General features: G+C 55.7%; 15 protein-coding genes. All 15 read right to left on the reverse strand.

The window, feature by feature from the left end:
• Window positions 1–14: 14 nt before the first annotated feature.
• A complete protein-coding gene (locus tag EN885_RS01275; RefSeq protein WP_128244070.1) occupies window positions 15–794 on the reverse strand; it encodes a methyltransferase domain-containing protein in 780 nt (259 codons plus the stop codon).
• Window positions 795–816: 22 nt separating this feature from the next.
• Window positions 817–5481, reverse strand: a complete 4665-nt coding sequence (locus EN885_RS01280; protein WP_128335151.1) for a class I SAM-dependent methyltransferase — start codon at window positions 5479–5481, stop codon at window positions 817–819.
• On the reverse strand, window positions 5482–6372 hold the full coding sequence (rfbD, locus tag EN885_RS01285; protein WP_128244068.1) for a dTDP-4-dehydrorhamnose reductase: 891 nt from the start codon (window positions 6370–6372) through the stop codon (window positions 5482–5484). It lies immediately after the preceding gene.
• Window positions 6369–7439 (reverse strand): dTDP-glucose 4,6-dehydratase, encoded by a 1071-nt coding sequence (rfbB, locus tag EN885_RS01290; protein ID WP_128244067.1) that lies wholly within the window; start codon window positions 7437–7439, stop codon window positions 6369–6371. Before rfbB ends, rfbD begins: the two co-directional genes overlap by 4 nt.
• A gap of 25 nt (window positions 7440–7464) precedes the next feature.
• The gene (gene rfbC / locus EN885_RS01295; protein ID WP_095486116.1) at window positions 7465–8019 is read right to left on the reverse strand and encodes a dTDP-4-dehydrorhamnose 3,5-epimerase; all 555 of its coding nucleotides are present in this window, start codon (window positions 8017–8019) and stop codon (window positions 7465–7467) included.
• A complete protein-coding gene (gene rfbA / locus EN885_RS01300) occupies window positions 8020–8901 on the reverse strand; it encodes a glucose-1-phosphate thymidylyltransferase RfbA (protein WP_128244066.1) in 882 nt (293 codons plus the stop codon).
• Between the two features lie 45 nt (window positions 8902–8946).
• Window positions 8947–10335, reverse strand: coding sequence for an O-antigen ligase family protein (locus tag EN885_RS01305; protein ID WP_128244065.1), 1389 nt, complete (start codon window positions 10333–10335; stop codon window positions 8947–8949).
• Window positions 10332–11591, reverse strand: coding sequence for a hypothetical protein (locus EN885_RS01310; protein ID WP_164897748.1), 1260 nt, complete (start codon window positions 11589–11591; stop codon window positions 10332–10334). The genes EN885_RS01305 and EN885_RS01310 overlap by 4 nt, the downstream gene beginning before the upstream one ends.
• A complete protein-coding gene (locus tag EN885_RS01315; protein ID WP_128244064.1) occupies window positions 11479–13860 on the reverse strand; it encodes a polysaccharide biosynthesis tyrosine autokinase in 2382 nt (793 codons plus the stop codon). The genes EN885_RS01310 and EN885_RS01315 overlap by 113 nt, the downstream gene beginning before the upstream one ends.
• A 51-nt stretch (window positions 13861–13911) precedes the next feature.
• Entirely contained in the window at window positions 13912–14700 is a 789-nt protein-coding gene (locus tag EN885_RS01320; RefSeq protein ID WP_128335152.1) for a polysaccharide biosynthesis/export family protein, read from the reverse strand.
• Entirely contained in the window at window positions 14700–15509 is an 810-nt protein-coding gene (locus EN885_RS01325; RefSeq protein ID WP_128244062.1) for a CpsB/CapC family capsule biosynthesis tyrosine phosphatase, read from the reverse strand. The genes EN885_RS01320 and EN885_RS01325 overlap by 1 nt, the downstream gene beginning before the upstream one ends.
• A 126-nt stretch (window positions 15510–15635) precedes the next feature.
• The gene (locus tag EN885_RS33450) at window positions 15636–15776 is read right to left on the reverse strand and encodes a hypothetical protein (protein ID WP_164897749.1); all 141 of its coding nucleotides are present in this window, start codon (window positions 15774–15776) and stop codon (window positions 15636–15638) included.
• A 108-nt stretch (window positions 15777–15884) separates the two neighbouring features.
• Window positions 15885–16391: a hypothetical protein gene (locus EN885_RS01330; RefSeq protein WP_128244061.1), complete on the reverse strand. Its 507-nt coding sequence runs from the start codon at window positions 16389–16391 to the stop codon at window positions 15885–15887.
• A gap of 372 nt (window positions 16392–16763) precedes the next feature.
• Window positions 16764–17237 carry a hypothetical protein gene (locus tag EN885_RS01335; RefSeq protein WP_128244060.1) on the reverse strand — a complete coding sequence of 158 codons (474 nt, stop codon included), beginning with the start codon at window positions 17235–17237 and terminating at the stop codon, window positions 16764–16766.
• 49 nt (window positions 17238–17286) lie between these two features.
• Window positions 17287–19527 (reverse strand): AGE family epimerase/isomerase, encoded by a 2241-nt coding sequence (locus tag EN885_RS01340; RefSeq protein ID WP_128244059.1) that lies wholly within the window; start codon window positions 19525–19527, stop codon window positions 17287–17289.
• Between the last annotated feature and the right edge of the window lie 377 nt (window positions 19528–19904).

The raw sequence follows: 19904 nt of genomic DNA on the forward strand, positions 1-19904 counted from the left end.
CGCCACAGGAAATGTTACTTCCTCAGAACTGTCCAAAATTCGTTTCGACCCCGTCTGGTCGGCTCAACGTGCTCCACCGACAATCCAACCAGGCCTGGCAGCCGCAAATCATTGATGGCGATTTCGAACGAACTTGGAGTGAACACCCAACAGTGAGCATCAGTATACTCGTTGCTGGCAATTTCTGATCGCTTTATCGCTTCACTAAAACTGAATCTCGATTTGAATTCCGAAGGCGGCATTCCATTCCAAATTGCTTCAGCATCTACCTTTTGGTGGTAATAAAAATGATCAAATATCTGCCATTTATCTGGCCTAGAAAGCTTTTCCTCATGCGCGCGTACCATTTGGATCGCAGTACTCTCCGATCGAAAATAGTCAAAGGTGTAACGCCGATCCGGGATAGCGAGGAAGACCGCCCCTCCAGGCCTAAGTAGCGCTTCGATCTCTTTAAGCCATGTCACAACGTCTGCGATGTGCTCTATTACATGACTTCCACTGATTAAATCGAATTTCGCATCGACGTGTCTCGCAAATAGGTGATCCTTGATTACATAGTCGACATCAACCGCTCTATTAAAATTTCTTTTGTGATTAGACTTGTGCATGTCAAGCAATTCTTCTTTCCCAAACCAATCTGCGTATTTAACCATGTCTCCAAGTTCTTTCCTGAATACTGGATTATCAAACGCACCGAGTTCCAAAATCGAACCAAAACGCGGCAGTCTTCGTTGAAGATATTCCCGTCTTTCAACAGCGACTCTTGATAGAACAGATTGAGGGCTAATGAGCATCGATACTCCACTCCCGAAAATCTCAGTCGGCTCCACCGCCAACAATTTTCACTTCCGACTGTACGGCGGACAAATCCATGACGATATTATCCAGCTGTTCTGCCGCCGCCTTCATTCCGTGATGATGAAGCATCTCGTCAAATGCCCTGGCAACTATCTGGCGCTTTTCATCCGGTCTATCAATTGCGCGCCGTAAACTGTCCGTCCAGGCTTCAACGTTATTATCAACTAGGTAACCCGTTACTCTTGATCGAACGGCGGACTTGTATGGCTCGACCGCGCTGTAGAGTCCACACAATTTGGCGGCGGAATATTCATAGAATTTCAACGGCGACTTTGCGGCGTTGAATGATGTGTCATCGAGCGGGGCAACAGCAATGTCCATTTCCGCCGCGAAATTTCTGAACCATGGTACAAAATTCGAGTAGGGCTTATACTTGTCTCTGATATTGACATTTTCGAACCAGTTTTCAGATATATCGGTAATGCCAATGGTAAAGAATCGGAGATTCGGAAATTCAGACCGTAAGACTCTGATTGGCTGCTCCAAAAGTGCGAGATCTGCGGTATGAGTTTTTGTTCCCATGTAAACTATGCGGATTTCCTGGCTGGCACGCTTTTGGAGGTTGGGAACTCCGAGGTCATCCAAGCCGGAAGCAATTGGACCAAACCAGAGCCGCTCGCTTAGCGCATTCTCCGCAATCACAACTGAACGGTTGATGGTTCGGAGACGACCGGCCAAAATCGGCGTAGACGCGATGACGACGTCAGCCGTCTGAGCAATTGATTTTACCGATTGCTTGAATGCTTCGTAATTCACAGTCAGATCCCGTCGGTCGCCCATGTCGATCAAGTCGTCGTCTATCTCGAAAATGACTTTCGTGCCGCTAGAGGAGCATGCCGACGTAAATTTGGTCAGATCATATGGCTGCAAAGCCGTACGCTGAACGAGGATAGCGTTAAACTGGCCGACCACCGATTCATTGGCTACATCACCGGGCTGTATGAGATCATATCTGACAGGTCGTCGTATATTATCGCGGATTTTTTCCAAAACTCTGATGTGACTTGAAGCGGGATAACTCGGGCCATTTCCGGGCAGGACCACTCCGACACGGGGACGATGCAGCCCCTCAGAGACGTGTGTTTCTCGCGTCAGTAGATTGCGATATATTTCGTCATAGTACTGCGACATCCAAAGCGTCGAGTTGGTACGGCCAATCGCGTCCTGCCATAGATGCACTTCATCGACTTTTTGCGAATAGTCTACGAAATCCTGGGTGATCGCCTGCAACCGCTCAAACAGGATCTGCGGCGAGGAATTTGCAAGAAGCCATCCGCCTCCCGTCTGGCGTATACGTTCGGCCACCGCGCCGAAGTCCAGCGCCAGCACGGGCAGCCCGCACGCCCACATTTCCGTCAAAGTATGACAAAATGTTTCAGGCCAAATCGATAAGATAGCGCCGAAATGAGGTCGGATCTTCTCCACCTTCTGAATGAACTCTTCTCGCTTATACGGTCCGTGAAAAACGAAATTCCTCGTTAGCGGTATTGTCGTCCTGCCGAGGAGGTGGAATTCAAATATTCCGTCCTTATCCAACTCCGCTAGAGATTCAAGTATCCCAGCACCTTTTGAAATATCTATGTTTCCAGGTACCAATATGCGAATTTTTTCTTTTGTCGATCTAGCGGTTGTGGTTACATTCTTTATTTGTAGATCGCGGCCATGCGTAATCACAACAAATGGTTTTTTCTGCGTGACAGGATAGATTTGCATGATCTGATCACGCGATCCATGCGAAGTGGTCACGTAACTATCGCAGTGTGCCAGCATCTCGCTCATCGCCGATTGCCAGTCTTTTATGGCGTTGCGCTTTAAGGGAGGGAAGTCTGGATCGGTCCACAATTCATGTTTGCACTGGCCGAGCGAAGCAGTACACGTCCCACCGCAAAACTGTAAATTCTCATCAAGAAGTTTGACTGTTGGGCAAATAGTATAGAAGTCATGAAATGAAAAAACGACCGGCACCTGCAAAGATTTGCAGATTGCCGGTAGTTTGAGGCTATGCCAAGCTATGTGCCGAATATGCACGAGCTCAATCTGATGCTGGATTAAAAGTTGTCGGACGATCGCGTCATATTCCTCCGATGCATGTGGGAATGCTTTGAGCGGCTGCTCAAGCTTGACCGTTTCCAATAGTATTTGCTCGCGTCCAGCGATTTGGAAAAATTCGACGGTTTTCGCATCGCAACGCAATAGATAGGCCTCGTAGCGGTCGTGCAAAGCCTCCATAAGATCTTGATTGGTTTGTGGCGTGCCGCCAGTTCGGGTCGATATGACGAACACGGCGCGGGGGCGCACCCCGTTCTGTTGCAGCGGGATAGAAGCAGCCTCGCCAACTCTTTGGCGTGCAGCCGAAACGATTGGATCATCGATTAAGCTGCGAACGCGGTTCGAGTATTCTGGGAAGCGTTTGTCGACAGCAGCGCGACCGTCTTTCATTAATTGCGTTTTTTCATCACCAAAACTGGCTGAGCGCACATGGTGAATCAGAGTCGCGTCATCGATCACATGCTGCCAGCCCTTCCTGCCGGCGCGCATGCAGAAATCGTTCTCTTCGCCGTAGCCACGCGGAAACGTCTCGGCATCAAGTGTGCCGACTTCATCAATACAAGCCCGCCTGACAAACATGCAGAAGCCATTTCCGGTCGGAACCTTGGGGTAATGCCGCTTGCTGTTACGCGTGACGAGACGAGCGTAGTCATCGAGTTCCAACCATCTCGGGATGGGGTTCTTCTTGCCAATCTCCGGCGCCGAAAACGCCCCGGCATTGTCCGAAAATGGTGTCGCTGTGGCGATACGATCTTCCGAGTACGCCGCGAATTGAAGATTGCGCAGCCACTGCGGCGTGACGATTGTATCTGAATTTAGAAATACGACGTCAGCTGAGCCAGCCAATTCAATTCCACGATTGATCGTTCTCGTGAAACCAATATTGGTTTCGTTGTGGACCACTTCGACATTTGGCAAATCAGTATACTGGGCCAACACCTCCCTTATTTTCGGATCCGAACTAGCATCGTTTATCACAATGAGTTGAACTGACGGGTCGCTGTGCCGCAAAACAGACCGGATGCATTCATCCGTTTCTTGTGGAGCATTGTAGACGGGGACAATGATTGCAACAGAATTAAACTGCGCTTCTATGCGCTTGCGAATATATCTGGCTTCGACTTGTTCGGTTGCTGGCCCTGGCGATCGCTGAGCAACCGAAGGCGTCGTAGCTCCTTCGGTGCGTTTAATAGCGAGCACGTTTCGATAGTATTTGTAACGCGTAGCCCAAAGGCGAGGTGTAATGGTCCACCAAGCCAACTTCGCAAGAAGTCTAGCTGGAGCGCGTATCCGGGCAGGCATCGCGCGAACCGGCGCGGTGATACGCCAAGACGTGGAAGCTAAGAATTCCTGCTTTTCTCGACGAAGGCCCACTAGATGGGTTTCGAGTTCCCGCCTCTGGATCTCATAGGCCTTCTTCTCGACCTCCAGCTTCGCGATTTCGGCATCGCGTGTACTGATCAGTTTGTGAGCCGCCTCCCGCTCCTGGTTTCTATCATGCGCTACGGACTCGAGTTCAGACTTAAGTCCATCGTTGGCTCGGAGCAAATCTGCCCGCTCCTGGTTTCTATCGTGCGCTATGGACTCAAGTTCAGACTTGAGTCCATCGTTGGCTCGGAGCAAATCGGCCCGCTCCTGGTTTCTATCGTGCGCTACGGACTCAAGTTCAGACTTGAGTCCATCGTTGGCTCGGAGCAAATCGGCCCGCTCCTTCGCTGTAGTCTCCAGCTGCTTTCGAAGAGACGCCGCTTCTTCGGCTTGCTTACCAAGTCGAGCCTCGATTTCGGTTGATTGGCGCCGCAATCGCGCATCTAGGGCCCACCTCTCTCCTATGGCTTGAAAGCGTTCCCGCAGTTTTTTGGCCCTCCCGCTGTCGAGATTGCACAGCTCGATTGCAGCAGGATGGACTTGGTTGCCGAAACAAAGGACGCCTAGTCCGTGGCTATGGAGAAATTCAAAGGTTGGAAACTGTTGTTTTAGTTCTTCCCAAAGGCGCCAGATCCCGAAGCCCTCTCTGTGTTCGTTAGTGTCGTGGAACAAAACGATCGCGCGGTCGGAGAGCTTTGGCTTCCACGTATTGAAATCGTGGCTACCTGCCTCATAGGAGTGAAAACCATCAATATGCAAAAGATCAATGGTCCCATCAGCGAAATGCTCCACCGCATCATCAAAGGTTCGCCGCAATAGGGTCGAGAAACTGCCATAAGTCGCGTCGTTAAACCGTGAAAAATCTAGATAAATCTGTTCTGGATAATGACCTGCATGATCGTCACCCTTCCACGTATCGACAGCGAAACAACGAGTATTGAGATTTCCACGTGCGACTGTCGAGCAGAACGCGGAATACGAGACGCCAGCGTGGGTACCCAGTTCCACCAACACTCTCGGGCAAGTGGCGTTGACGAGCCACTGCGCAAAGGGGATGTGCCCGAACCAGGCGCTTGCGCGATCGAGCGACGCAGGCGGCCAAAATAGGGGAGCAAGTCCGTCATCTAGAATCGGACCTAGCTGGTCTCGGTGCGCTTCGTCCAGGGCTGCGTTCCCGCCATTGCGTGGGGTCAATGATTCATCCATTTAAAGGCGCCTTGTAAGCAGTTGCTCGACAACTCGGCCTGTCGCCCCCCTCCATTCCGGCAAGTTCCATCCGAATGCGTCTGCGAACTTCGCGCTCGAAAGCCGCGAATTGGCCGGGCGCTGCGCCTTGGTCGGGTAGTCCTTCATGGCGATGTCCCTCACCACGGCATCGGGGCCACCAAGCACGCGGCTTGTGTCCAGGATATGACGGGCAAAGCCGCTCCAGTTGGTCTCGCCGGTTCCCGCCAGATGATAGACGCCGAAGGAAGCAAAGCCCTTGTTGCCGTGCAGCATCGCCGCGACATGCAAGATCGCGTCGGCGATATCAAGCGCCGAAGTGGGATTTCCCCACTGGTCGGCCACCACTGCAATCTCGTCGCGATCCGCTGCCAGCTTCAGCATCGTCTTGACAAAATTCCTGCCGAACGGGCTGTAGACCCATGCCGTGCGCAGGATGAGGTGACGCGGGTTGGCCTTGGCGACCGCGTGCTCGCCGGCGAGTTTCGAGGCGCCGTAGACGCTGCGCGGAGCGGGCTCGTCTTCTTCTACATAAGCCCCCTCGCCGCTCCCGTCGAAGACATAATCGGTCGACAGATGGATCACCGGTGCACCGATCCGTGCTGCAGCCGCGGCGACATGGCCGGCGCCGATGCCGTTAACGGCGAAGGCAAGGTCCGGTTCGTCCTCAGCCTGGTCGACGGCGGTGTAAGCTGCGGCGGATACGACCAGGTCGGGTCGGGTAGCCACAAGCGCCCGTTCGATCGTCTCCGGCTTCGCCAGATCGAGTTCAGGCCTGCCGAGGGTGACGACCTCGATGTCCGCGTGTGTGCGCGCACGCTCGACAAGGCTGCTGACGACCTGGCCCTCGCGTCCGGTGACGACAAGCCTCACGCAGCACCCTTCCGCGCTTCGCCCAACCGCTCGCCGGCGTAGTGCTCGCGGCGGATCGGACCCCACCACCACTCGTTCTGAAGATACCAGTCGACCGTCCTGGCGAGGCCGCTGTCGAAGGTCTCGCGCGGCGTCCAGCCGAGATCGCGCTCGATCTTCGAAGCGTTGATCGCGTAGCGCCGGTCATGGCCTGGGCGGTCGGCAACGAAGGTGATGAGATCGCGATAGCGCCGACCGGCGGAACGCGGCCGCCTGCTGTCGAGGATATCGCAGATCGCCTCGACCACCGCCAGATTGGTGCGTTCCGAGCCGCCGCCGATATTGTAACTCTCGCCGACCGCCCCTTGAGTCGCGACCATGGCCAAGGCGCGCGCATGGTCCTCGACGAAAAGCCAGTCGCGCACGTTCGCGCCGGCGCCATAGACCGGCAATGGTTTTTCGTCGAGCGCGTTCAATATGACGAGCGGGATCAGCTTTTCGGGGAAATGGAACGGACCGTAATTGTTCGAGCAGTTCGACAGGACAACCGGCAGGCCGTAGGTGTCGTGCCATGCGCGTACCAGGTGATCGGACGCGGCCTTCGACGCCGAATAGGGCGAAGACGGTGCGTAGGGCGTCTGTTCGGTAAAGACGCCGCCGTCGAAGGGCAGATCGCCGAACACCTCGTCGGTCGAAACATGATGGAAACGAAAACGGTTTTTCTTCTCGTCGGGAAGTCTGCGCCAATATTCCAGGGCCGAATTGAGCATTCGGTAGGTTCCCACGATGTTGGTCTCGATGAACGCGCCCGGCCCGTCGATCGACCGGTCGACATGGCTTTCGGCGGCAAGATGCATGATGACGTCGATGTCGTCGCGGTGCAGCATTTCCAGAATCGTCCTGTCGTCACAGATATCGGCGTGCACGAATCTGTAGTTGTGCGCGTTTTCGATCGGCCGCAACGAGGCGAGGTTTCCCGCATAGGTGAGCTTGTCGATGTTGGTCACCCGGTAGGCCGGATTGCCGCACAAATGCCGGCACACCGCCGAGCCGATGAAGCCGGCACCTCCAGTCACCAGAAAATTCATGCCGCTCTCCTCACGTAAACGTCTTTCACACAAACACCTCGGCGGCGGCGAGCGGCGGCGCCTTGAGGTCCTTGTCCGAAAGTTGAAATCCGCCTGATAGCGATGGCCATTCGACGCCGATGGCGGGATCGTCGAAACGGATCGATCGGTCATGTTCCGGCGAATAGGTGTCGGTGACCTTATACAGCACCTCGGTGTCCGGCACGAGCGTGACGAAACCGTGCGCAAAGCCTTGCGGCACCAAAATTTGATTGCCTTTTTCGGCGGAGATATCGAGGGCCACCCATTTTCCGAATGTCTTCGAACTGCGGCGAATATCGACCGCAACGTCAAGAATCCTGCCGCGGATAACGCGCAGCAGCTTGTCCTGGGCACGCGGGGGAAGCTGATAGTGAAGCCCCCTCAACACACCCGCGGCAGCGGAATAGGAGTGGTTGTCCTGCACGAAACGCAGATCGATACCGGCGTCTGAAAACCGCTCGACGTTGTAGGTCTCGACAAAGAACCCCCGCGTGTCGCCGAACCGCTTCGGGATGATCTCCAGCACGCCGTCGAGGCCGAGGGGCCTGATCTCCAACACCTAGTTCTCCGTCAACTCGATGACGCGCTTGCGCAAATAGGCGGCATATTCATTCTTTCCCAGGCGGGTGGCGCGCTGCAGAACCTTGTCCGCCGTCAGCCAGCCCTGCTCGAAGGCGATTTCTTCCGGGCAGGCAACCTTGATACCTTGACGATGCTCGATCGTGCGCACGAAGGAAGAGGCTTCATGCAGGCTGTCATGGGTGCCGGTGTCGAGCCACGCATAGCCGCGACCGAGTTGGTGAACCTGCAACTGCCCGCGTTCCAGGTATACGTTGTTGACCGCCGTGATCTCGAGCTCGCCACGCTCCGAAGGTCGGATCGTCGGGGCTATATTCACGACATCATTGTCGTAAAAATAGAGGCCGGTGATGGCCCAATTCGACTTCGGTGCCTGCGGTTTTTCCTCGATCGTCAAAGCGGAGCCGCTGATCTTGTCGAACGAAACCACGCCATAGCGTTGCGGATCCTCGACATGGTAGGCGAACACCGAGGCGCCGCTTTTGCGCGAAGCTGCCGTGCGGCAGAGCTGCGACAGCCCTTCGCCGAAATAGATGTTATCGCCGAGGATCATCGAGACGCTGTCATTGCCGATGAAGTCACGGCCAATGATGAAGGCTTCAGCAAGGCCGTTGGGATGCGGCTGCTCAGCATAGGACAGGTCAATCCCGAATTCCGATCCGTCACCAAGCAAATCTTGAAAAACCGGCAGGTCGCGCGGGGTCGAAATAACCAGAACCTCGCGGATTCCCGCCAGCATCAGGACGCTCAGCGGATAGTAGATCATCGGCTTGTCGTATATCGGCAAGATTTGCTTAGAGACCGCCAGTGTCAGCGGATAGAGCCGGGTTCCGCTGCCCCCAGCCAAGATAATGCCTTTCAACAAGCTCTCCTAAAAACCGCCTTCGCGCTCCCCAGCCGACGCAACTTATTCGTGTTTATATCTCGCGCGTTCGTGCTTATGTTTCGCGCGGCGGCTTGTCAATCTTGGCTTGCGTTGGGACGAAGTTTCGATCGGGACGAACAATTTGTCTCCGTTGTGGTCGATCTCGATCAATTCATTCTTCTGGGCCAAACGGTCCGCAAATCCTTTGTGGAAGATGATTGCATTCATAAAGGCAAACGTCATTGCAAGCGCTTCGGTCCGCAACGGATAATCAACCAGTGAATGGATGAGAAGAAAGGACACGGAGAGAAACGCCGCCTTTTGAAGAGGATCGCGGCGAATTCTAGTAAACGCTATCAGAAGAATTACGAAATAAAGCACCATCAGCAGAATAGCAAGAGCTCCGCCTTCGAAAGCTATTTCAAGATACTCATTATGGGCATGATTGACGTATTGCTTAAAAATCATCTCTTCTTTTTCGTATATCTGATAAGCCTTTTGAAAATTCCCAAACCCAACGCCAGTAGCCCAATTCTCTTTGATTCCTTCGACAGTGGTACGCGCAAATTCTCCTCGCCCGAAATCCGGATCAACCGCCTCGGCATCGATCTTTGTCCACGCGCCCATGGTGTAGACCGAAAGCGCAATGAAAATCAGCAGGATGCCGAATCCACTCACCTTGGAACGCGCTGAAAGAAAGACGATGGACAGTACGGTGATCGCCAGCCCAATCAGAACACCGGCGCGCGAACCGGCTGCCAAAAGGAGCAGCAAAAGCGTCACCAGCCCAAGCGATCCAGACAAAAAATGTCCTCGGAACAGACCATAATAAACGACGAACGGAATAGAAACAAAAAGTAAAGCCGCGAAATGGTTCTGATTGGCAAAAAGCCCGGCATTGATCGTGAAGGGCAACAATCCTTCTATGGCGATATCATCTGACAGCGAATATTGAATCGCGCCTGCCAAGCCGTTGCAGATAACACCCATAAAAAAGAACGGCAGAAGCCCGTGCACCTGCTCGACGCGCAAACGCAATACGCTCAAAAAAAATGCCGCCGCCGCCATCAGATACAACAGACATTCAATCGTCCGTCCAACTCCGACGCTGACGAAGCGAAAACGAGTTTCTCCAACCAGCCCGGAATCTGCGAGCAACAGCTCTGGTCGCAATCCACTGAAAATCGCCGCAGGCAGCGGGACAATTTGCAAAATCACCAACGCCACAGCGAAGATAAGCAGCCACAGAACAGAATGGGGGATCCTCTGGCCAGAGGTCTGTGAAAAGACAGCCGCCGCCGAGACAATTGCCGCGATCTCAATCAGCGTGTCCGTATAGAGGCCGTTTGCAGTGCCACCGCCGAACAGCAGCGATATAAACAGAACCGATCCGAGGAGATATTTATCCCATTCCGATGGCCGGTCGCTCAAGATGAAAGTCTCTCGATGCTCAATTTGTGCATTATCAACGTACCGACATATCGAAAGCGCCAGCTCTCGGCGATGGCGGCAGTTTCCAGCTTCAATAATTGCATGGGGCACCCAGCCGGTCCAACCGAAAAATCCTGACTGAGCGCCTGGCGGTTGTATGTACCCTCCGGAATATTGAAACGCGCTATTTCGCCGGTCGGCCCCACACATCTGATCGACCAGAACAACTCCTTTGGCAGCTTCAAGTTTCTCGCAGACGCAGCGAGAGAAATTTTATAGGAGCCTGGAGGCAGTTCGATATATTGCTGAAGAGCTGTGTTCTTGACGGGCGTGTTTAGGAAGCGGACCGTCGCTCCACCCTCACCTTCGACCGCATCTTGAGATGATAGAAACGTAACTTCCAGGCCCGACTGATCGCCGACCTGCCAGTCAAAAGGCTTACCGCTGGATACCGGTTCAAAGGTGCTGTTGAAAATGTACCCGCCCAGTTTTCGTTCTTGATCGGACAGGCTGAAAAGAAACAACCGATACGCTTGTTCATATTCTTTCTGTCGAATATGGCCGGAGATCACATAGGACAATTCGCTTGAGTTTGGTGGCACGCTTGACCCAATCAAATCGAGCAGCAGCCGATTTGCGAAATCAAGCCCGTCGGGCGTTTTGCCCAGCTCGACCAACAGCTTGGCTCTCCAGGGCGGCGCGGCCCTGATGGCCGCCAGTACAGCCTGGTATCCATCGGGGTTCGAGAGGATTGTCGGCAGCCCCTCGGCGATCGCCGGAAATTGATCTGGCCATCGCCGCAGCAAAATGTCGATCTCGCCAACAGCCTTTGACAGATCGCCTGTTTCGATCGAGCGGCCGATCGACCTCTGGAGCGCGTGGATTTCAGTCTTGGATAAATTTCGAGCCTGATCGAAAAATTCATAGGCTTGGACTTTGTCACCCTGTCGGTACTTGATCTCGCCGATCAGGCTGTAGAGACGTGCGTCCGCAAGGTCAAAGCGAAGCGCGCTTTCGGCCTTGGCAAGCAATGCGTCGAGATCGGGAGCGGTGCTTGTATCGTTCAGGTCGTTGGTAATTTCGCCTATCAGGGCATTGACGTTCAGCGGATCCAGCGCAAGGGAAACGGTTGGCGTTTCGGTTTCAAGAAATCGACTTAGCCCGATCGACGAAGCCGCCAACACCAGAACGGATGCGACGAACCAAACGCCTGAACGCCGGAGATTTTGCATAAGCGGGCTGGTCTGCTCCGTCATCGACTTTGCCCTCAATTTTCGCGGTACCGGTGCCGTAGTCGTAATACTGATAGTTCATATATTTGTAGGCGTAGTTGTAATCGAACTTGTTCACCGCAAACTTCGACATCGCGGCTCCGACCACGTTCGCGCCGGCAGCTCGCAGGCGCTTCAACGCCGTCTTCGCCGACTTGCGCGTCACCTGCTTGGTAGAGACGACCATCAATGTGCCCTCGGCAAGCCGGCTGAGGATAGGTGCATCTGAAAGTCCGACGATCGGTGGGGCATCGATTATGACAAGATCGAAGCGCTTGCCGAGATTGGTGACGATCAGCGCCATCTTCGGCGAAGAGAGCAGGTCAGCCGGGTTCGGCGGGATTGTTCCAGAGGTCAGAACGGTCACATTAGGATATTTCGTCGCCCTGAAGATGCTTGCCAGATCTTCTTTGCGGACAGTGTTCGTCAGGAGATTGCTCAGTCCGATCGTGTTGTCGAGGCCAAACAGCCGGTGAAGATTGGGCTTTCGCAGATCGCCGTCGACAATGAGAACCCTTGCACCGAGTGCGGCAAAATCCTGCCCGAGCTTGAACGCCGTGGTCGACTTGCCTTCCGAGGGTTCCGAACTCGTGACCAGCAGCGAGCGCGGCGCACCTTCGGCGCCGGAGAACTGCAATGACGTTCGAAGCGAACGGTAGGCTTCGGACAGTCCTGATTTCTGATCGGCGACGCTCGCTATGAGTTCCCGGTCATCGACAAGCGGCAGGATGCCGAGCATCGCCAATCCCAGTTCCTTTTCGACCTGCTCAGGATTGGTGAAGGTGTTGTTCAACAACTCGATGATATAGATAATTGCTGCGCTCAGAGCCATGAAAAGAAACAGAGCGACGCCAAGGTTGATGGTCAATCGCGGAGAATACGGGCTGCCAGGCTGTGTTGCGAAATCAACGACTGCGGCGGTTTGTGACTTGAGCTCTGAGCTCACGCCAACCTCGTTCAGCTTGGCAATAAGATTGTCATACTGGGAGCGGTTAGAATCAACTTCTCGCTTCAAGATCGTGTACTTGATGTTTTTATCGTTGAAGATGACCTGCTGCATCTCCATCTCGGCAAGTTTTGACTTGAGGTCGGCCTCCTTGTTCTGGGCCTCCTGGTATTTCTGACGCAGCGAGTCGGTTATAGTCAAAACGCCGTTGTCATAAAGTCGTTGCAGCTCCTTGATCTGCGCCTGGAGCTGCTGCATCTCTGGGAAGCCAGGCTTCAATATGCCTAGCTTCTGCTGATACTGGCTGGTCAAATCCGACAGCTTCTCGGTGATCTTCTGCAGACCTTCGCTCTCCAGGACGGGGCCGAGGCTCGCCCCGCGACCTTTGTCTATCTGGTCCACCATCCGCCCGGCATCGAGACGTTCCTGGATTGCTGTCGCAAGCGCGGAGTTCAGAGTCTCGATATTCGACCCTATCAACGATTTCTCGTCGCCGGTTATCGTGATGCCTGCGTCCTTTGCATAAGCGACGAGTTCCTCCTCGGACTTCTGAAGCTTTTGCTTTACGACCGAAACCTGTTCCTGGATAAACTGCCGTGCCAGGTCGGAAGTCTCGCTGGTCTGATCGAGGCGCTGGTCGATAAAGCTTTGCGCGACCTGGTTGGCTATATCAGTCGCATATTTCGGTTTCTGATCGGCAAACGTAATCGACAGCAGGCTGGTGTTGGGGACCAAATCGACTGTGAGGTCACCTCGAACGCGACCGATTGCAATCTGCTCACGTTCCTCCGGGGTGGTCTCTTCAATGGCAGGCGATTTGGAAATTCCGAACGCACGATAGAAAATATTGCTAGGCGAGAAGTTCGGGGTCGGAAACAGGAAATCCGGCTTTTCGCTAAGCCCTAGCTGGAACACCACGCGCTGCGCCAAAGCCCGGCTTTTCAGCTTTTCCCGGGCGGTTAGAAAGACCCGATACTCGTCGCCGGCTTCAGAGACCACTTCAATGTCCTGGAAGACCTTGGCCGACGGAACCAGCACTTCCAGTTGCGCTGTTGCCCGATATTTTGGCGTCTGCATCATGGTAACGACGATGCCGGCGACAAGCCCGGCCGCAGCCATCATGACGATCAGCCACCGATACTGGACAGCGTAAAAAACCAGTTTGAGTGGATTGAAGCCCTCGTCCTGCTCTGCGTAATCGCGGCCATACGGGCTATAGTTTTGCGCACCGTCATAATACAGGTCGGCAGACAAGGCTTGGCCATGCCCTGGGCCTGCAATTTGATGCTGTCTGTTACGGTCGAGCATTGCGTGACAACCTTCGGTTTGTCTCTGGGCTTAATTTTGACCGGCCGTGCTTTACAATCCGGGGACCACCGCAAGTCTCGCCGCACTTGATGCAACTCCGAGAGCGTCCTTGAGATTGTTCATCGCAATTTTCGATTTCGAGGCGAAGACGACAATCTTGTCGCCACCATAGATACGTGGATTGCGGCTCTTGCCGGCGCGAATCTGTTCCACATCGTAATTTGCGACCAATGTGTTTGGGCCGATATTGCGGTAGACAAACACCTTTTTTGCGTCGCCGACGGCATTGAACCCTCCGGCAAGGGCCACCGCGTCGATGAGGGAAGAATTGCTCGACACCGGAAAGATTCCGGCCCTGGTGACTTCGCCATCGACGGTAACGCGCTGTCCGATCGATTCCTTGATGTAGACCGACACATCGGGCGACTGCAGATAGTTGGCGCCGTAGGCCGTCTCGATTTCCTGCTCCAACTGACGGACGGTTTTCCCTGCCGCGGTGACGGTTCCGATAAGTGGAAGCGAAATTTGCCCGCCGGCGTCGACTTGCACGGTTCTGTTGAGATTGTCGACCTGGAACACATTCACCTCGAGCACATCGTTCGGCGACAAAGGCTGCTCGTTGCCGTTCTGGGAGTTCTGCGGCGCAGGCAGTTCCTTTACGACCTGAAGGGCGCCGCCGCCCGAGAGCGGCGCCGACGATGCCGTCAGTTGCAGAGCATCGACCGAAGTCGGCGAAGACGATGCCGTCGACGAGGCGCTGGGGCAGGCGCACATAGAGAGCGAAGCGAGCAAGACACATATCGTGCCTGTATAGCTTTTTGCGAAATGAAAAACGTCCATTACGCTGTCCCACCCTTCAACAAGCGACCCAATCCTGCAAAGCGACCGGCGTTGCCGGGGCTTGGCTTTTTCGACCGCGCCTTTCCGACCGGATCGAGCGGCCGGTTCGCCAATATTTCGCCTGGACGTTTCAACACCATGTTGCGGGCCTCATCTTCCCCACATCGCTTCGCCGCCGCGGCGACGGCCTGCGAAAGCCCAGGCGGCCGGCGGGTAGCGCCATGGGTGTCCGATGCGATAATATCTACCCTGCCCTCGTCAATCAGCTTTTCCGAATAGTAAAGTGCCGTGCGTCCAAAAGCACCAGCAATCGAGTCTGCCGTAAGCTGAACAAGGCAGCCGATTGCATTCAACCTCTCGACAATATCGTAATTTGCTTTGATCCAGGTTAACCGCTCAGGATGGGTAAGAATCGGAATGAACCCGGCGTTTATGAGGCGCAGAGCCAGATCTTCCAGCCTTGGCGGTAGAACGTGATGCGGCGGTTCGAATAGAAAATAACGAGATCTGTTCAAGGTCGGCACGCTACCTAGCGCCAATTGCTCCGGAAGATCCGGCGCTATATGCACGTCGGCGCCAACATAAAGAGCAAGCGGTATTGCCGCGTGGCATAGCGCCTGCTCGAACTCTTGAACCGCTCGGGCAATATTTGCCGATCCGTTTTCATACATGCCTGGCACGATATGCGGCGTACACGCCATATGGGTCGTTCCATCGGCCACCGCCAGCCGCGCCATTTCCAGCGATTCAGCAAGACTGGGCGAGCCGTCATCAAGACCGGGCAAGATGTGGGAATGCAGGTCGATCATAGGCGTTTGTGGCCGCACTGAAGCAACGTGACGACTTCTCCCGAATAAAAGGTAAATGCGCCACCCGCACGATAGCGAATGACGCATTTATCAAATTCATGCAATGCTTTAGCTGCCAGATTCAAGCTATTCGCCGACGGCGCTGCCGTCATCGTGCAAGCGAATGATCAGCGTTGCCGCGCCACCTGTCACGGTGCGAGTTCGCCCAAGACGAACCGCACCCAGCTCCAACTCAAGCAATAGAGCGGTATGGTTGAAGAGTTTCATCAATACCCCGGCTCCAGCCGGCGCGCTAAGCCCAAGGCACAGAGGGCACCGGCGATACAATCGCAGCAGAGGCAGTGACATGCCTTTGCTGCGATTGTCCTGTTGCGCCTAACGGCTCACGCCGTCGTCGTCATCCTGCGTTGCGGCCAGAATACCGGCGGCGGCAGCCATACCACCGAAAATGAATAGCGGAGTGTTGGACCGGTTGCCGCCCGGGGGAATCTGACCCGTATACTCAGAGCTAACGGCGGCTGCCGTCTGCTCAGAGCCCACAACTTTCAGGCAGATATTGTTCTCGACACGAGAAATGTCGAGGCTTGAATTAGCCGGCACATCCAGGTTGCAGCCACCGACCTTGACGGAAGCCGACCCCTTGGCTCCGACCACTACGCGGCTGCCGAAATCCAGCGCATTTCCCGCTTTGGCCGGGCCATAGCCGGCGGCTTGCGAAACCATTACGTCACCATTGGCGTGCCCGATGGAACCAATCGAATTCGCCGCTCCCTGGTAAGGGGTCGTACAGGTGCATGGCGTGTCCTGAGCGAAAGACGAAACCGAGCCGGAGCCGATTGAGGCGACAAATCCGGCCAACGCAATTTTTACAGTAAGGTTCATTCGTTTCGATCCTTTTTTCCCGCCGTACCTCGTCCCGCCCAAGTACCAAGGTATTGAACAAGCGCGTAACAGCTTTTTGCTTTGATTCCAACCTGCTTCGCAGGTGCGAGATGACTTTTTGGTTCCGCTGTGTTTCATCGGACACACTCACGTGGCAGATTTGAATTTAGCATTCTAGCGCCGGCCCATCTGGAAATTGTCGGAAAGTCAGGTCTATTTCTTGGGCCCTGATGACCGCCAATCGCGCCGTGCTTCGTACAGGGATTATGAGTCGACTCTGTTTGACTTGGGGGCGTTATCGCACATCCTGCCTTTCGTTTTATGACAGTCGCGATCCATGGGAATGCGAGGGGCAGTTAGGGAACCCGTGAGCTACGAACCCGACAAGCAAGATTTGTAGATCGGACCTGCCTGCGCAGGCTGACCGCACAAGATGCCGTTCTCGGCAAGCTTCGCCGCCAAATCCGTGCCATCGGACGTGAGGCATTGCACAACGATGGCATCACCAAACTTTGAGGCGACATTGCCGTCGCAAGGCGTCCCCGTGCCGACCGGTTTGCAGGTCAGGGCGAGCCCTTGGTAATCCCGGCGCGCCGCCTCGGTTACCATCGCACGCATAGATCGCGGCTTGGTAAACGCCACGCCGCACAACACAATCTTGCGGCCGCCGACGCGAAGATCATCGACCGCCTGGATGGAAAGCTTGCCATCAAACGGCTCAAGCGCCGCTTGCGGCCTAGGGGGTTGCGAACGAACAGGCGTCCCTTTTTTCACGATGATGGCAAAGAAGCCAATCGCAAACGCCAAGGCAAGGAGTGCCAGCAAGCCTATTTTCTTGAACGACAAAAATTCTCACTCCCGCCGTGGCCAAGCACGCGTCTCTCCGTCAATCGCTCTACCGAGATTCGCCGACCGTGCTGTCGAGATACTGGGTCAGCGCACAGACCAGATGGTAGAAGATGCTTGCCGGTACATCGCTCGCCAGCGAGCGGCCCCGCTCGTCGATGCGGTCTATCCACAGGCCGAGCGGCGCCGGATTGATGTGCCAACGGAACAGGCGACCGACACGTGCTTCGATCTCCGGCTTGAGGTCGGGACCGCCCGAACCGTCCAGTGCAATCGCTGCTTTGATTGCTTCGGCCTGCGGCCAACTGCGCGAGACAAGGTCGAGCGGCAGGCCTTGCCGCGAGACGGCGCCATAGGCGAGGCCGGTGGCGCGATTGAGGCCGTTGGCGATGGCCGAGGCATAGAGCTTTCTGGCAAAGCTGGTTAGTTCGCTCTGGCCGGTGCGCCCTGCGAAGTCGACCAGCAGCGAAGCCCATTCGAAATGGTGGCCGGGTTCCGTCCATCCGCCTTTCTCGCCCTCCGCCGGGCTCCACTCGGCGTCGAAATATTCGCCCAACGTCCAGCTTTCCGGATCGAAGAAATGGCTGCGAAACAGATCGACGATGCGCGCGGCGCGGCGAAGATAGGCGAGATCGCCGGTCGCTTGATGCCAGGCCAGGAAAGCCTCGAGCAGATGCATGTGTGGGTTGGAGCGGCGTTCGCCCGCGCCACTCGACGTTTCGAGAAAGCCGGTCATGCGGTGATCCTCGAGATGCGCGTCGAGAAACGAAAACGTTTCTTCGCCAAGCCGCAATGCATCGGCATTGCCGACCATATGGGCATGCGCCAGCGCAAGGAGCACGCAGGAATGATCGTAGGCATCCTCTGTGGCATCGGCGACCGTGCCATCGACATTAAGCGTGCGCACCCAGCCGCCATTGTCGGTGCGGCCGTTCCTGTTCATGAATTCGATGCCGTGGCTGATCAACCTGTCGGCGGGCCCATCCCAGCCGCGCGCCTTGGCGACAGCGAAGGCGTAGACTTGCCTGGCCATGGTGCGCATGCGCTTAGGCTTCATCAGCGGTGTGGCGTCAAAGCCGAGTGCCTCGTGGAAACCGCCATGGCGCTCGTCGACACCGACCGTGGACCATAGCGGCACCGTCTCTTCAAACAGCCAGTGGTGAACGCGGCGCCGCCAAGCGCCGCTTTCGATCACGCGGTCATCGGCTGGCGTGAACCTGGTTTCCAGCCGACCGCTCTTTTCGAGCTGCTCGACGATCTTCTTGACGTTCTGGCTGCGGCTGACCGGCGCGACGAAGGTGGCATCGGCGGTCGAGACGATGGCAACATCCTTCAGGCCGATGGCCGATAGCAAGCGACTGTCGCTGCGGATGTAGGAGTTCTCGCAGTCGATGGCGACGACATCGCCGACGATGACGTTGCCCTCTTCGTCGGAGGGACCGACATCGAGCAGTGATTGCCAGGAACCGAGATCGTTCCAGCGGAAGCCGGCCGGCACCATGGCGATGTGGCTGGCGCGCTCCATGACCGCATAGTCGATCGACGTCGACGGAATGGCGGCGTAGAGTTCCAGAGGCATATAGAGGCCGGAAAGATCTGACGTCGCCGCCTGGTAGGCGATCTCAGTGGCCTTCCAGATCTCAGGCGCAAAAGCCGTGAAGGCGTCCCGCATGGCGCTGGCGCGAAACAGGAAGATGCCGGTGTTCCAGTAGAAGTTGCCCGCCGCCAGGTAATTCTGCGCGGTCGCGAGGTCCGGTTTCTCTACGAAACGCGAGACATCGCAGATGCCATCGGTCTCGCCAGCGATCTCGATATAGCCGTAACCGGTTTCGGGGTGGCCGGGCTTGATGCCGAACACCACCAGCCGGCCGGCACGCGCAGCGCCGGCGCCGTTTTCCACGCTCCGCCAGAATTGCTGTGCGGTCGTGATCTCATGATCGGACGGCACCACCAGCACCAGGCTGTCGCCATATTCGGACAAGGTGCGCAGGGTCGCCAAAGCAACTGCGGCGGCAGTGTTGCGGCCGGTCGGCTCGAATAAGGGGCCGCCACCCGAAAGGTCGAGGCCGGCGAGGTCGGCATGGACGCGGTCGGCGTGCCGCTCCGAGGCAATCAGGAAAATCGGCGTTTCTCCATCCGGCCGCGCCGTAAGCCGGTGCAAAGTTTTGACCAGCATCGAGCCATCGCCCGAAAAATCGTGGAACTGCTTGGGATTGTCCTCGCGCGACAGCGGCCACAACCGTGAGCCAACGCCGCCACTCATGACAAAACTGACGATCCGCTCGGTCATTGGGCTCTCGCGCTCAAAAGTTCTGGGGCCTCGTAGCACCGCATCGACGCTTTCGAAGCTGTGCCAGCGCTAATCCCCAATACAAGTTCCTGTTTGTCCGATGACGCTAGCTTAAACCTGAGGCGCCGTCCGCAACGATTCCCACACTGTTAACCGTGGTCAATGGGCGACGCTTTTTAAAACGTTCAATCTCAACAATGCAAGGAGTGCTGCGCGTATCTCGCCGGGCCGTTTTATGCGGCCATCTCGTCCGAAGACGAAGCGTGGACGCCGCCCCGATTTCACGGGGGACCGAGGCCGACCGGATCGAGCAGTTGACCCTGGCTATCCGCCGGCATGACACAGGCGGCGAAGCTACACGCTCTTGCAGCAGAAAT

Source organism: Mesorhizobium sp. M6A.T.Cr.TU.014.01.1.1, assembly GCF_004022765.1.
Taxonomy (GTDB): domain Bacteria; phylum Pseudomonadota; class Alphaproteobacteria; order Rhizobiales; family Rhizobiaceae; genus Mesorhizobium; species Mesorhizobium mediterraneum.

Bases quoted from the DNA above. Each gene is read 5' to 3' on its own strand.
- EN885_RS01275 (WP_128244070.1), bottom strand. From the start codon at position 794: ATGCTCATTAGCCCTCAATCTGTTCTATCAAGAGTCGCTGTTGAAAGA.
- EN885_RS01280 (WP_128335151.1), bottom strand. From the start codon at position 5,481: ATGGATGAATCATTGACCCCACGCAATGGCGGGAACGCAGCCCTGGAC.
- rfbB (WP_128244067.1), bottom strand. From the start codon at position 7,439: ATGAATTTTCTGGTGACTGGAGGTGCCGGCTTCATCGGCTCGGCGGTG.
- EN885_RS01310 (WP_164897748.1), bottom strand. From the start codon at position 11,591: ATGACGGAGCAGACCAGCCCGCTTATGCAAAATCTCCGGCGTTCAGGC.
- EN885_RS01315 (WP_128244064.1), bottom strand. From the start codon at position 13,860: ATGCTCGACCGTAACAGACAGCATCAAATTGCAGGCCCAGGGCATGGC.
- EN885_RS01320 (WP_128335152.1), bottom strand. From the start codon at position 14,700: ATGGACGTTTTTCATTTCGCAAAAAGCTATACAGGCACGATATGTGTC.
- EN885_RS01325 (WP_128244062.1), bottom strand. From the start codon at position 15,509: ATGATCGACCTGCATTCCCACATCTTGCCCGGTCTTGATGACGGCTCG.
- EN885_RS33450 (WP_164897749.1), bottom strand. From the start codon at position 15,776: ATGAAACTCTTCAACCATACCGCTCTATTGCTTGAGTTGGAGCTGGGT.
- EN885_RS01330 (WP_128244061.1), bottom strand. From the start codon at position 16,391: ATGAACCTTACTGTAAAAATTGCGTTGGCCGGATTTGTCGCCTCAATC.
- EN885_RS01340 (WP_128244059.1), bottom strand. From the start codon at position 19,527: ATGACCGAGCGGATCGTCAGTTTTGTCATGAGTGGCGGCGTTGGCTCA.